The sequence below is a fragment of the Psychrobacter sanguinis genome, assembly GCF_020736705.1.
Taxonomy (GTDB): Bacteria; Pseudomonadota; Gammaproteobacteria; order Pseudomonadales; family Moraxellaceae; genus Psychrobacter; species Psychrobacter sanguinis.
In genome coordinates, this window is the sequence record NZ_CP085990.1 from 3,185,229 (window position 1) to 3,198,834 (window position 13,606).

A 13,606-nucleotide genomic window follows, 5' to 3' on the forward strand; every position below is an offset into this window, starting at 1 on the left:
ATAAATTTAGGGTAAATATGGCAAAATCAAAAGACACTGATTCCACTACTAAAAACAGCTCTTTACAAAAAGTACGCTTAGACAAATGGCTGTGGGCTGCCCGTTTTTATCGTACTCGCAGTCTTGCTAAGCAAGCCATTGAAGGTGGTAAAGTCCATTTCGCAGGTAGTCGGGTTAAGACCAGCAAAGAGATTAGTGTCGGTGATGAGCTTACCATCCGTCAGGGCTCTGCGACTGCCATGACTGAAAAAACAGTAGTGGTTAAAGATTTATCGGTGCAACGAGGCAATGCAACATTGGCTCAAAACTTATATGAAGAAACAGAGGAAAGCCTCAAAAGACGTGAGTACTTTGCAGAACAGCGCAAACTTGCTAATCTTGCCCGCCCCGATACCAAGCCTAACAAGAAGCAGCGTCGAGATTTACAACGCTTTAAACACCAAGCTGATTAATACTTAGGCTTGGTTTAATACTGCTCACCTTTGAATAGGGTTCCTATACTATCGTTTAGCGCCTAACATTGTTAGAATAGCCTGCCATGCCATACTATGAAGTGGGCTTATTTTTGCAATCGTGTTGGGCGCTCTTTTTTTGAATTCAATGCGCGTTTTGAAGTTAATCAGTGCTATGAATTCAATACGAGGTTAGTGCAGTTACTATTTATTTCGCCAATGACTATCGCTAACGATTGATATCTACTAATATCTGCCAGCCGTAACGCCCCTCATTGTCATTTATGTTATTGTCGTTCATTAAAATACTTATTAAAGGTTAAATGTAAATTATGCCTATGTCAGCTGCTATACCTAAGTCCGTTTTATTAGTATGTCTTGGCAATATCTGCCGCTCTCCGACAGCCGAAGGCATTATGAGACAGCGTACTGCCATTGCTGGTTTGACGATGAAGATTGACTCTGCTGGGACTGGGGATTGGCATATTGGCAAACATCCTGATTTGCGCGCTCAAACTCATGCCAAGCAGCATGGGTACAACATCAGTAAGTTAGTAGCCCGTCAGGTGAGCCCTAAAGATTTTATAGACTTTGATCTTGTTCTAGCAATGGATGCTCAAAACCTAAAAGACCTTCAGGCCATTCGAGAAGTAGCGGCACAAACTACCAATGCGGATAGTCTTGCGCGTTTGGCATTGATGAGTGAAGTCGACATCAGTTATCTAAACCAAGATGTACCTGACCCTTACTATGGCGGTGAAGATGGCTTTGAAGAAGTGATTAAAAGACTTGAGTCCTCGGTAGATGCTTGGATACATACCTGGCAGATTTAATTAACTTTATTGTTTATTGCCTGTTGCTCACACTGTCATCTATATCTGATATATTATTAAGCCTATTAAATTGAGCCCTAAGCCGCCTATGAGTACTTTTCATCAGACACCCCGTTTACAAGCCTCTGCTGATAGCAATGCCCTCTCATCTAACCCTACAAATTTCGATATCGATGAGATAAGCACCCTGGGTGCAGATTTAATTCATCACAATACCATGCGCTTAGCATGTCAGGCAGATAGACTGATTAACTTGGGTAAGGAATCTGATATAGAGCCAACCATTGCTCAGCTAGCTAGGATAGGGTTGCCAATATTTGTACTGTCAGGCGGCAGTAATGTTATTCTACCAAAAGTATTGAATGCCACAGTATTACATCCTACGTATAAAGGGATTAACATCCTATCTGAAGATGAAGACGGCATTAATATAGAGGTGATGGGCGGAGAAAACTGGCATGAACTGGTGGTTTATACTGTCAATCAAGGGTGGTATGGACTGGAGAATCTGGCCCTAATTCCAGGGCTGGTTGGCGCGTCTCCTGTACAGAATATTGGGGCTTATGGCGTACAACTAGAAGATTGTATGACCCACTTAAAGGCCTTCCATATCCCTACTCAAAGCTGGCATCAGTTTCAAAAAGCAGAGTGTCAATTTGAGTATCGGGACAGTAAATTCAAGCAAGAAGCAGGACAATGGCTCATTACTCGAGTGGGTTTCAGATTGCATAAAGATGCTAGCAAGGTCAATGCCAATTACGGGGATGTTTCTGCCCTAGCCTTGACATTGGCCAAAGCCGAGCAACGCTCAGTAGCGACCCCTATTGACGTGATGAAAGCGATTATTGAAATTCGCCAATCTAAATTGCCTGACCCACAGCATCTACCCAACTGTGGCAGCTTCTTCAAAAACCCTATCATTAGCAATGAACAGTTTGCTACCCTGCAAACTCAATATCCTAATATTGTGGGTTATGCGGTAGGTGATAAACATACCAAAGTCGCGGCAGGTTGGCTGATTGACAACGCTGGACTCAAAGGTAAAGGTATCGCCCCTATTTTGACCCATGCTAAACAGGCTTTGGTATTGGTAAATCATAGCGATGTTGATAATTTCTCGCCAGCGTCACAGCAAGATATTCTGGCCACGCAGCGTTTAATACAGCAAACCATATATGATCAGTTTGGTATTGACTTAGAGCGTGAGCCCGTTTGGGTAGATAATCAAGCAAGTTATAATAGCTAGTGTCTTTTTGATAGGGCGTAAATTACCCTCACTCCGGTGTCACAATTGATGGTTAACTCATTAAAACCCATTGTTAATTTTGTAATAAGGGCCTCTCTAGGCTCTTTATTGCTAGGGTTAATTATTATGGTGAGTTTCTATACGCCTGTTTTTTCAACTGTGGGCTTATGGGTGTTAAATCGCTTACCTATTCCGGAAGTCAATCACTCCCCTCGTCCAGTATTAGTCCCTTCAGACCATAGCACGCTAAATCCTCAACCTTCGAATAGCACACTTTCCTTAAACTTGCAGCTTAATCATGAGCCAACTGCTTACGTGGTGTTGGGGGGTGGTCTCACAGAAGCTGATACCTATCATGAGCAGACTAATAATACTGACGATCAGCAAAATAGTAATACCCGTCAATTAAAATCAAGCATTTCAGCCAGCTATCCTGCTAAAAAAGACACCGAAGAAACAAAAAAACAAGTCACAAGCGCGCCGTTACATCAACCAGACATCGTGTTAAATAAGTACAGTTTGATTCGTATGCAAACCGTGATGTGGCACCAACGCCAAAAACCACTTCCCATTATATTAACCGGCGTAGAATCCGCTTGGATGCAAGATTGGTTAAACAACCATGGCATCGAGAACATTATTACTGAAAATGCCAGTATGAATACCTGTGAAAATGCTCGCTTTACTGCCAAGCGCCTTAACTTGCAAGATGTGTATTTGATTACTGATGCCTATCATATGACCCGAGCTCGCAGGCAGTTTGCTTTGAATGGCATCCATGCTTTGCCGATCCCCGCCGCTTTACCAATGAAAAAAGGTTGGCTGGCACCAAAGAACAATGCACAGCACTCGCGTCGTACTGTGTATGAGTTAGCGGCTTATGCCCGCGATGTTTTTGCGCCGCAAGACAACTGTCGTCAAGCCAGTGACGTGAGTTTTGAAACTTTATTGCGTAGTCGCAAGCCTGATGAGGTAAAGACGTTTTAATAAAAATTGAAACTCATGCGGTCAATTTAGCGTCACACTTGTTTTCGTAAAGGATTATAATATATCAATATATATATTATCTTCATGCTCGAAACTCACGACGCTATCGCTTTATATTTGCCTATATTTATATCAAAACAACTATACGTTTTTAAAATGGATGCCTGATATGGTCAGTATGTATTTACTAATTCCGTTGAGTCTGATGCTTTTTGTAATTGGTATTTGGGCCGTTCGTTATGCGGTAAAATCCAATCAATTTGAAGACTTAGACAATGAGTCACAACGTGTAATCTTAGATGATCGCCAAGAGCGTAGACAGGCTCTTGGGAACACACCGCCTGCTACCAATGCCAAGACACCCCCTGCCTCAAAAATCGACAGACACTCGCAGACCAGCAATACTTCACAGTCGGCCTCGCAAGAAGGCTCGGGTGAGGGTGAGTAATTTAAGCCATTAAGTCTGCTATTGAGTCTTACTAAAACCTAAATTTCACGGATAACTTTTATGACAACTCCTTTATTACTTGCAGCTTTGGCTATGGGTTTTTTTGGTTCGCCACATTGTTTGGGTATGTGTGGGGGCTTAGTGACTGCGTTTGGTCTATCTATGCAAGGCGTCAGCCCTCTAAAGAAGCGAGGTCTTATCGCTACATACCATCTTGGTCGACTCATTAGTTATTCGATTCTAGGCATTATTGCAGGTCTTATTGGTACCACCGTCTTAGCGCCACTACTGATGGGAAATGCTACCCCAAGAATTTTACTGGGACTGGTATTGGCCTTTATCGGCTTGTCTATGCTGGGTATGCCCTTTTTAAGCAAGCTTGAAAAAGTAGGCATGGGTGTCTGGAGAAAGCTGTCACCACTGCGTCAAAAAGTTTTTCCGTTAAACACTTTTCCACGAGCCTTAGCCGCGGGCTTACTATGGGGTTTCTTGCCTTGTGGTTTGGTATACGGTGCCCTTCTTATGGCTGTGGTCGGTAACGATGTTGCTGGTGCTGCATTATTAATGTTTGTATTTGGCTTAGGTACGGTACCTATGCTAGTCGCTACTCAAGAGACTGTGGGCTGGCTACACAAACAGATTGGTCGTTATAAATTACGCCAGTTGAATGGAATAATTATGATTCTATCTGGATTAGCAATCATTTTAGTGCCTATGGCCATGCAACATGGTGGGCACGGCGACCATGGCGGACATCAAATGCATGGCAGTACGATGTCTGCCCCTGCTGATCCCGCTGCTCACAATATGCATGACATGCACGATATGGATAACATGGAAAGTCATGATATGGCTGATCCCAATATGAAGAACCATAATATGCAGGGTCACGATATGCACGGCAGCAATGACATGCCAATGTCTGAAACGTCGGATACAACAAATAATTCTTCTATGGCCCACCATCACTCTGAGTGATGGTATTGTCTAGAACGGCATATATAGCGGCACTTAGTGAAGCTATTTATCAATAAAAAGGGCCACTGAATCAGTAGCCCTTTTTAGGTGCAATAAGCGAATATTAATCCAATTGCTCAAGTTTTAACTTGGTATCTAAATGTGCTTCAATGGCAGGCAAGTTAAAGGCATCGTCCTCACTGACGAAGCTAATACTCACCCCTTGTTGACCCGCACGGCCAGTGCGACCAATACGATGAACGTAATCATCAGGCTGATCAGGTAAGGTGTAGTTCACCACGTGACTGATATCATCGACATGAATGCCTCGACCTGCGACATCCGTGGCCACGAGTACTTTCGCATCGCCATTTTTAAAATTATCAAGATAACGCTCGCGTTTACTTTGATCCACATCTCCGGACAGCATAACCACGTTATGTTCTGCACTAAGTCGATTATACAGCCGTTTTACTTGATCTTTTCTATTCGCAAAAACGATAACCTTATGAGTATCTTCCGCCATTAAAATACGATTCAAAGCCTCAAACTTATCCGACTCTGTTAACAGGTGAAAATGCTGCTCTACTAAATCACTGGTTTTGTGCTCAGGTTCAATTTCAACAAAGACTGGATTTAATAACCACTGATAGGCCAAATTCATCACGTCTTGATTGAAAGTCGCTGAAAACAATAAGCTTTGTCGGTCAGTATTGGCGGGCATATAACGCATCAAGCGCTTAATATCAGGTATAAAGCCCATATCTAGCATACGGTCTGCTTCATCTAACACAAAGGCTTCGACTCGGTCCAAAAAAACATGTCCCTTGTGAATTAAATCAATCAGACGTCCCGGTGTCGCAATCAGAATATCGGTAAAAGCATGATCTAAAGCGGCTGTTTGCTTTTCATAATCTACCCCACCCATAATACACACGCTGTGCAAGTCCGTGTGCTGAGTTAAACCAATAGCATCTTCAAAGATTTGATTTGCCAACTCGCGAGTCGGTGCCAAGATGACTGCTCTTGGCTCACCCAAATAGCGCATCTCATCGGCTGCAAATGGCCGTTTTAACAGCGCCTCAATAATAGTGATTAGAAAAGTCGCAGTCTTACCCGTTCCTGTTTGTGCCTGCCCAATAGCATCCTGCCCTGCCAAAGTATGAGGTAGAATTTTTGCTTGAATGGGGGTTAACCGAGTGAAGCCTAACTCTTTTACGGACTTTAAGACACTCTCACTTAGAGCCAAATCATCAAATGTAATAAACTCATCCATTAAACTTCCTTAATTTTTTAAGTTATTTATGATTATTAGAAGACACGATTGTCATTATGACTACCAATAACACTGTATTGAGATAAAGCATCATAGCCTTAAAATAGAGTTATCGGGTTTTATGGCTATTATAGGTCATTGCCCTGATCAATGCCTAAATTAGATGCCTCTAAATCAAAAATGTCTAATATTGACAGACCAATAAAAAAGCCAACATATCAAATCTAAATCAACGATAACGCTGTTAGATTTGACACATTGGCTTTAGAACAATAAACAAAGTAACTAATAGACTGACTCTATTAGCTACTGTGCTATTGAATATGAATTAGGCGTCTACTTTAGTAACTTCTTCAGCTTGTAAGCCTTTTTCACCTTCAGTAACCACAAATTCTACTTTTTGGCCGTCCTGAAGTGAACGATAGCCGTCACCTTGAATAGCGCGGAAATGAACGAAAATATCTTCACCGCTTTCGCGTTGAATAAAGCCAAATCCTTTTGCATCATTAAACCACTTAACAGTACCTTGCTCACGAGCTGACATAATCTACTTCCTAAAACTTAATTAACAAAACTTCAATTAGACCCCAATTAAAGCATTTAAGCTGAAGCCTGAGATGCTAACACTGGGTATAAGAAGTGGCTAGTGGCCACTTAGTAACTAACATAAAACTTATAATGCCGACAATCTAAGAAATCATGACTCCAGATATTTAAAAAGAATCTTTAAAAATGATATTTAAAAATAACATTCGAAAATCTGAGACCATTTTCCTATTTCTGTAACATTACAGACATGTTTGTTATCTAAAACTAATCATAGCACGGCATTTTATCAACACAAAGTGTTTTAACATAACTTTCACATTATCTTGTGTTATTTTTAACCTTTTTTTTCATTTTTTACTGAATAGTAGCCGCGATTGCCTGTATTTAATCGAATGTCATGGGTTAAAACTCGGTATAGTATTATAATTATTATATAAGCCATAATATTTACCTAATATCAAATTGGCTATTAAATCAGAGTTAATAATAATTATTATTTATCGAGGTTATTATGACCCAATCTAGCACTCAGCAAATCGCAACACCCAAGGCTAAGTCAGCAGCCAATCGCACTGTCGCCAAGGAGTCTAATATAGAGGCTATTTATCGTAGAATTTTATTAATCAATGGTCCTAATTTAAACCTGCTTGGGTTACGTGAGCCTGAAATATATGGCTATACCACCCTACAGGACATTGAGCAGCGCCTTATTAAGACTGCCGCCAAGCATAATATTGAGCTGATTAGTATTCAATCAAACCATGAAGGCGAACTGGTAGATGCGGTACAACATCATGGTTTATTGGCCGATAATGAAGATAAAATTGACGCCGTGATTATTAATCCTGCCGCCTTTACGCACACCTCGGTGGCATTGCGTGATGCCCTATTAGCGATTAATAAACCGTTTATAGAAGTGCATCTGTCTAACATTCATAGCCGTGAACCCTTTAGAGAGCATTCTTACTTTAGTGACAAAGCGGTGGGAGTGATTTGTGGTTTGGGTCATTTAGGCTATGACATGGCTCTAGGTTATTTTATTGAACACTACTACAGCTTATAAAAAACATCTGTCATAAACGCTATAATATTTTTAAACGTTATAATAATAGTATATGTCTTTAATTGGCCTATACTACCTGCTGTTTTTTGAGAATTTTCAATTTTTTAACTCTTTAGTTACGTATTGGTTATTTGTTGACTGTTTAATTATTTGTCCCCCTTTTAAGGCCCCTATCAAGGGTTAAGGCATTTTACTATGGCATCCTCTAGCAAACGTTTTATGAAGCTCGCCGGCATGACCGCCAGTATCGCTGGTAAAGCGGCAAAAAATTCATTTAAGAACCTTTCGAGCGATGAAAATAAACGGGCAGAAGCCCGCTCACAAATGATGCAAGATGTGGGCATACAGATTGCTGAAACGTTGGGTGAGATGAAAGGGGCGGTCATGAAAGTGGGTCAAATCGCTTCACAGTACAAAGAAGTGTTCCCACCAGAGGTCGCTGCCGCCTTAGAAAAGCTACAAAACAATGCGCCACCGATGCCTTATGCTCAAATTAAGTCACAAGTGGAGCGTGAGCTAGGTATGCCTATTGAAGAGGCCTATCTTGAATTTGAACAGCAACCTTTTGCGGCAGCTTCTATTGGCCAAGTACACAAAGCGGTACTGCCCAGCGGTCAACATGTCGTAGTAAAAGTTCAATATCCTGATGTCGATAAAAACTGCGACAGTGACTTAAAGCAAGTAAAAATGGCGCTTAAAATGACTGGCGTGCTTAGCATGAGCCGTGAGTTACAAGACCAAATATTTGCTGAAATACGAGACAGCTTAAAAGATGAGTTAGACTACGTTAAAGAGGCCCAAAACTTGGCGATATTTGGTGCTTTTCATGCCGATGATCCAGGGTTAATCATCCCTAAGGTGATTAAAAGCCACTCAACAAAACGTATTTTGACGCTAACTGAAGAATTGGGAGAGCCCTTGAGCGTAGCGGCTACTTGGGACAACGAAATCAAACAAAAAATAGCCACTCGATTGTTTCATTTTAGTGCCGGACAAATATTTGAATTATACCGTATGCACTGCGACCCACACCCTGGTAACTTCGCTTTTAGAGCCGATGGTAGTGTCATCGCCTATGATTTTGGTGGCATTCGCACCTACAGTAACTCTGAAATTCAGCTGTTTAGACGTTTTGCCAAGCATGCCTTAAGAGGCGACGTTACAGCGTTAGAGCAAGACTTGGTAAAACTGGGTATACGCCGTGAAGATGACGTACTTATCCCTGGCTCGTTTTATCAAGAGTGGCTAGCCATTGGGCTAAAGCCTTTATCTATTGCCCCCTATCACACAGGGCCATTTGATTTCGGCAGTAGTACCATTCATCACGAAATGATTTCCCAAGCCAAGCAAGGGCTAAAATACTTTAAACAATTTCAGCCCTCAGCTTCCACTATGATGGTGGACCGTACTGTTTCAGGACAGTATTGGAACTTAGTTAACTTAGGGGTGGAAATCGACTTAAGTCCATTGGTTAAACACTATGTAGATTATTAAAATCGACAATAGATCATTCAAATATAACCGCTAAAGCCTAGAACGTTAAGCCGACCTCTTTTGTATTTTTAAGTCACTTTTATACCTTTAGGCCACCTTCATATCTTCAAGCCACTGCTTAACTATTAAGCAGTGGCTGTATTTCCACAGACTCGGCACTGTTTATCTTGTCGATAACGTAGCTTGTGTTGGGTCATATTGTTGCCATCCCAGATTAGCAACTCCCCTTGTAAGGGATTTCGGCCACGGCCTAAATACTGTAATGCTGCATTGGCTTGAAGATTGCCCATCACCGTCGTGGTACTTGCTAAGACCCCCGAATTGGTACAGTTTTGGGTACTGCCCTCGGAATCTGAGCTCAATGTCTCACCAAACACACAGTGATAACACCCTGTCTGCTTACTAGGTTCATATAAAGCCAATTGGCCGGACATGGCTATCGCTGATGCTGATAATAGCGGTAGACCCTCTTCAACACTGACTTGGTTCAACAGCTCTCTGGCTGCAAAATTGTCGGTACAGTCTAGTAATAAAAACGGTATTTTACTCGTCTTAGCTCTCTCTAACAATAACAACTCTTTTGCATTTTGTGCTGTTAAACGCTGCTCAGAATAGCTTACGTTAACGAATGCATTAATACTTAATAAAGCCTGACATGCTGTTTTTGCCTTTGATTGTCCGATATTTTCATAGGTAAATAGAGTTTGGCGCTGTAGATTGCTGGCTTCAATGACATCATCATCAATCAAATGGATGGTACCCACGCCGGCCCGAGCCAATGTCTCTGAGACGGGGCAGCCTAATCCTCCTGCCCCCAATATAACCACTGTGCTTGACTTCAATCGCTCTTGAGCAGCTATATCCCAGCTCTCTAGCAGTATTTGACGCGAATACCGCATTAATTCGTTGTCACTTAGTTTGATCTCATACTTTTGGTTTAACACCGCTTAATCCTTAATACCAATATTTATTAATCGATATAAATATTAATGATAACTATTATCATTTACTTTAGGGGTACTTTACTTTATAATCACTTCATAACGTTACTTCTACGACGTTATGCTCTTATATAGAAAATCTTTAAAAAAACCATTAAAAATATGTATTTTAAGACCTTTAGATTTTACGCTTAAATCTTATCTTATTGATTAGCCTTAAGGAGTATCTGTCAGACTCGGTAGCAAAAACAACCCTACAATAAAAAGAATTATAATAAAAACACTTTTCTCCACCCCTGCTTAGCTTCTGCTAAATAGGGTTTTTTTATGCGAGATAGTAATTACTTAGCTATTTTTAACTAACCCCTTTTAACTAGCTATTTTTAAATAGCCACTTTTAACTTGCTACCTTAGCACACCTCTATATTGATGTAATAAGTTACCTAAGCTCAGAATATGATTAACTAAGCAGGCTACTGATATAGGCCACACATGTTGGCCCGCTCATCCTATGTTATTTCTTGCTGATCTAAAACTACCCTATTATATGTCAATTAAAACAGGTATAATTTAAACATTCATTTTATATGTATATTTTGTTTTAGACGACAAGCCTTCTATTTTTTTACTTAGTGTAGCTCGTTGGTCAAAAATTTCAGAGGCGCTATATGCTGCAAATTCAGTCTCCCAGTAAACGTCCTAGCTCGCCACATCCTATTTTAAACCTAAGCTTTCGCGTATTTTTTAGTGGCGGTGCTGTCTTTGCCATTTTGATTATGGCGTTGTGGATGTTAGTTTTTACCGGTAAAACCCAGATTAATGCGGTACAAATAAACCCTTTTTATTGGCATGCTCATGAAATGCTTTATGGTTATGCCATGGCCATTATTGCTGGATTTTTATTGACGGCAGTAAAGACCTGGACCGGGATAATGATGCCCTACGGCTATCGATTGGGAGCAATATTTGGCAGCTGGCTGATAGCACGTCTTGCTTGGGCTGCCATGGGAATAGGGATTGGTACCGTACCGGCTTGGTTGATCCTAGCCAGTATTTTTGACCTATTGTTTATGGGAATGAGCGCTTGGGCCATTATTACCGCTGTCTTAGCAGTAAAGCAATATAAGCAAATGGGTATTGTCTCTAAGCTAATTCTACTGACCCTAGGTAACGGCTTGTGCTATTGGGGCATTTACAGCGGTGAACAGAACTATCTACGCGTTGGGGTTTACTTAGGCCTATATTTAGTGATGGCTATTGTACTGACGATGGGTCGCCGTGTCGTCCCCTTCTTTATTGAGCGTGGTCTGAGCTTTGATAGTGATCAACCCATAAAAGTGAAAAACAGCAAGTTGCTCGATGTCATCAGTCTTGGCAGCTTTCTAATTTTTATGATTGCTGACCTGTTTTACCCTAATCCCTATTTGGTTACTGCTAGTGCCTCGATAGTGGCCATAGTTAATACGAGCCGTTTGGCCGGTTGGTATCATCATAGACTTTGGCAAAAACCTCTACTGTGGTCACTTTTTGTGGCTTTCTTAGGTATGTGCATCAGCTTTGTTTTATTTGCTCTCCAGCCTTGGATGGATTTTAGCCACAGTATTGCCGTACATGCTTTGGCCTTATCGGGCGTTGGAATGATGACGGTTGCTATGATGGCAAGGGTTTCTTTAGGTCATACTGGTCGCAGTATCCATACGCCGCCACGAACTTTAAACGTTATCTTTGTATTAATGGTATTGGCTTTTGTGTTTAGAGTCATCATGCCGCTGGCATCTGCTGACTACTACTTAGTATGGGTTATGCTAGCACAAGCCGCATGGATAGCTTGTTTTATACTATTCTGTATCAGTTATCTGCCTATTCTCGCCAAGCCCAGAGATGATGGCTTATTTGGCTAGTGCCTACGCAGTTGAAGCTTTAAAACTTGATGTTCTACAGCTTGATAGTTTAAAACTTAACCCTTCTAGCTATAGTATCAATAAGCAATATGATAAGTTTGCGGTATAATATAGCCAGAGGGGCTAATACTCTATCCAACGAGTGAGGGTAATGAGCTATTGAATATCGGTTTAATCAATATGAATTCAATATAAGCACCCAACGGCTATCTGATTAGACGGTTCCGCTTGAATGTTCTTTATTGAATTGTCTTCGTCGAATGGTCTTAATCCAATCAACCAAGACCGGTTCTAAATAAGGAACCAACCACGACAAAGCTTACTGATAGTAAGGTGACTGCCGCAATATGCATCGCAAAGTAGTTTAATCTAGCGACTGATAAAGTAGGGATAACCCTAAAACGAGCATGTAGTGCTACCAATACGGTCAGTGTCAATATGGCTAATTTTGCACTAATCAATACACTCAAATCATTGTCAAAACCAAACCACAGGCTCGGATCAGGCAACATTTTGTGTACCATCCATAGACCGGTGATAATTTGGATGATTAACGCAGGCATTCCTATTTTTTCGAACTGTTCTTCAAAGGCCATTAAGCCCGATAACTCTTTGTCTCTCAAGGCTTTAGGTAACACCACCAGAGACAAGATTAAATGACCGCCAGTCCAAATCGTAGCACCCAGTAAATGAGTTACCAATATATAATTTATCATAACGACCACTGCCTACCTGTTGCAAAATGCTAGAAATTTGATGTTAGTAATTATAACAGCAATGACTGGCGCTAAGCGCAGCCAATATCTGATTACTTTTATTTTTATCTAAGGGGTAAAATTATGCGCCTCACTAACTATAGCGATTATGCGCTACGCACCTTAATGTATCTTGCGGTGATCCCAGACAGAGATACCTTAGCCACGATTACTGATATTGCAAATAGCTATCAAATTTCTCGTAGCCATCTCACTAAAGTTATTCATCAGCTGGCACAAATTGGCTATATTGAAAGTATTCGAGGTAAAAATGGCGGCATACGCTTGGCCAAACCTGCTACTGATATTATTTTGGGTGAAGTTATCCGCCAGACAGAGCCAGACTTCCATGTGGTCCCCTGTTTCGCTCTACTTCCTTCAAGAACAAAGCCACAAGAAAACCAAGTTGAGTCTTTGAACACTCCTATGAAGTATTCTGAAAGCTGTGCCATTACTCCTGTGTGTAAATTAAAATCAGTATTTGCCGAAGCCACACAAGCCTTTTTGAAAGTAATGGATGATTATACCTTGGCAGATATTGTAAATAATGAAGAGGAATTGTGGCAGATATTTAAGTTTCATACCCCAGCCTCTCGTTAAACTATTTCTTATCTGTTTCTAAATTATGCTGACTGTTTAATAAGACTAATCGTGCTTTAGAAGCTAGTTTAACTCTTTAAAAATGATGCTAACTTTTTGAAAAT

Annotated in this window: 14 protein-coding genes; 10 read left to right on the top strand and 4 right to left on the bottom strand. The window is 40.9% G+C overall.

What is annotated here, in order from left to right; genetic code table 11:
• Positions 1-17: 17 nt before the first annotated feature.
• From LK453_RS13395 to LK453_RS13420, 6 genes are all read left to right on the top strand, one after another.
• Positions 18-452, top strand: a complete 435-nt coding sequence (locus LK453_RS13395) for an RNA-binding S4 domain-containing protein (protein WP_007393926.1) — start codon at positions 18-20, stop codon at positions 450-452.
• Between the two features lie 332 nt (positions 453-784).
• Complete coding sequence (locus LK453_RS13400; protein ID WP_007393927.1) at positions 785-1,285, top strand: low molecular weight protein-tyrosine-phosphatase; 501 nt, start codon at positions 785-787, stop codon at positions 1,283-1,285.
• An 88-nt stretch (positions 1,286-1,373) separates the two neighbouring features.
• Complete coding sequence (gene murB, locus LK453_RS13405) at positions 1,374-2,531, top strand: UDP-N-acetylmuramate dehydrogenase (protein WP_007393928.1); 1,158 nt, start codon at positions 1,374-1,376, stop codon at positions 2,529-2,531.
• Positions 2,532-2,657: 126 nt separating this feature from the next.
• A complete protein-coding gene (locus tag LK453_RS13410; RefSeq protein ID WP_227671988.1) occupies positions 2,658-3,518 on the top strand; it encodes a YdcF family protein in 861 nt (286 codons plus the stop codon).
• Between the two features lie 205 nt (positions 3,519-3,723).
• The gene (locus LK453_RS13415; protein ID WP_408582043.1) at positions 3,724-3,966 is read left to right on the top strand and encodes a cbb3-type cytochrome oxidase assembly protein; all 243 of its coding nucleotides are present in this window, start codon (positions 3,724-3,726) and stop codon (positions 3,964-3,966) included.
• Positions 3,967-4,026: 60 nt separating this feature from the next.
• Positions 4,027-4,944 (top strand): sulfite exporter TauE/SafE family protein, encoded by a 918-nt coding sequence (locus LK453_RS13420; protein WP_201535926.1) that lies wholly within the window; start codon positions 4,027-4,029, stop codon positions 4,942-4,944.
• Positions 4,945-5,047: 103 nt separating this feature from the next.
• On the opposite strand, the gene LK453_RS13425 is transcribed toward LK453_RS13420, so the two are convergent.
• Positions 5,048-6,199: a DEAD/DEAH box helicase gene (locus tag LK453_RS13425; RefSeq protein WP_201535923.1), complete on the bottom strand. Its 1,152-nt coding sequence runs from the start codon at positions 6,197-6,199 to the stop codon at positions 5,048-5,050.
• 328 nt (positions 6,200-6,527) lie between these two features.
• Positions 6,528-6,743, bottom strand: a complete 216-nt coding sequence (locus LK453_RS13430) for a cold-shock protein (RefSeq protein ID WP_007393933.1) — start codon at positions 6,741-6,743, stop codon at positions 6,528-6,530.
• A gap of 516 nt (positions 6,744-7,259) precedes the next feature.
• Here LK453_RS13430 and aroQ point away from each other — a divergent pair.
• Positions 7,260-7,811, top strand: coding sequence for a type II 3-dehydroquinate dehydratase (gene aroQ / locus LK453_RS13435; protein ID WP_227674334.1), 552 nt, complete (start codon positions 7,260-7,262; stop codon positions 7,809-7,811).
• Positions 7,812-8,006: 195 nt separating this feature from the next.
• Positions 8,007-9,305: an AarF/ABC1/UbiB kinase family protein gene (locus tag LK453_RS13440; RefSeq protein WP_201535908.1), complete on the top strand. Its 1,299-nt coding sequence runs from the start codon at positions 8,007-8,009 to the stop codon at positions 9,303-9,305.
• 125 nt (positions 9,306-9,430) lie between these two features.
• Here LK453_RS13440 and LK453_RS13445 read toward each other — a convergent pair whose 3' ends face one another.
• Positions 9,431-10,249, bottom strand: coding sequence for a HesA/MoeB/ThiF family protein (locus LK453_RS13445; RefSeq protein ID WP_201535906.1), 819 nt, complete (start codon positions 10,247-10,249; stop codon positions 9,431-9,433).
• A 665-nt stretch (positions 10,250-10,914) separates the two neighbouring features.
• Between LK453_RS13445 and LK453_RS13450 the strand changes: the two genes are divergently transcribed.
• Positions 10,915-12,147 carry an NnrS family protein gene (locus LK453_RS13450; RefSeq protein ID WP_201535904.1) on the top strand — a complete coding sequence of 411 codons (1,233 nt, stop codon included), beginning with the start codon at positions 10,915-10,917 and terminating at the stop codon, positions 12,145-12,147.
• Positions 12,148-12,422: 275 nt separating this feature from the next.
• Here the strand turns inward: LK453_RS13450 and LK453_RS13455 are convergent, their stop codons facing one another.
• Entirely contained in the window at positions 12,423-12,863 is a 441-nt protein-coding gene (locus LK453_RS13455; protein WP_201535902.1) for a CopD family protein, read from the bottom strand.
• A 123-nt stretch (positions 12,864-12,986) separates the two neighbouring features.
• Here LK453_RS13455 and LK453_RS13460 point away from each other — a divergent pair, with 123 nt between their 5' ends.
• Positions 12,987-13,502, top strand: a complete 516-nt coding sequence (locus tag LK453_RS13460) for an Rrf2 family transcriptional regulator (protein ID WP_201535899.1) — start codon at positions 12,987-12,989, stop codon at positions 13,500-13,502.
• Positions 13,503-13,606 lie beyond the last annotated feature (104 nt).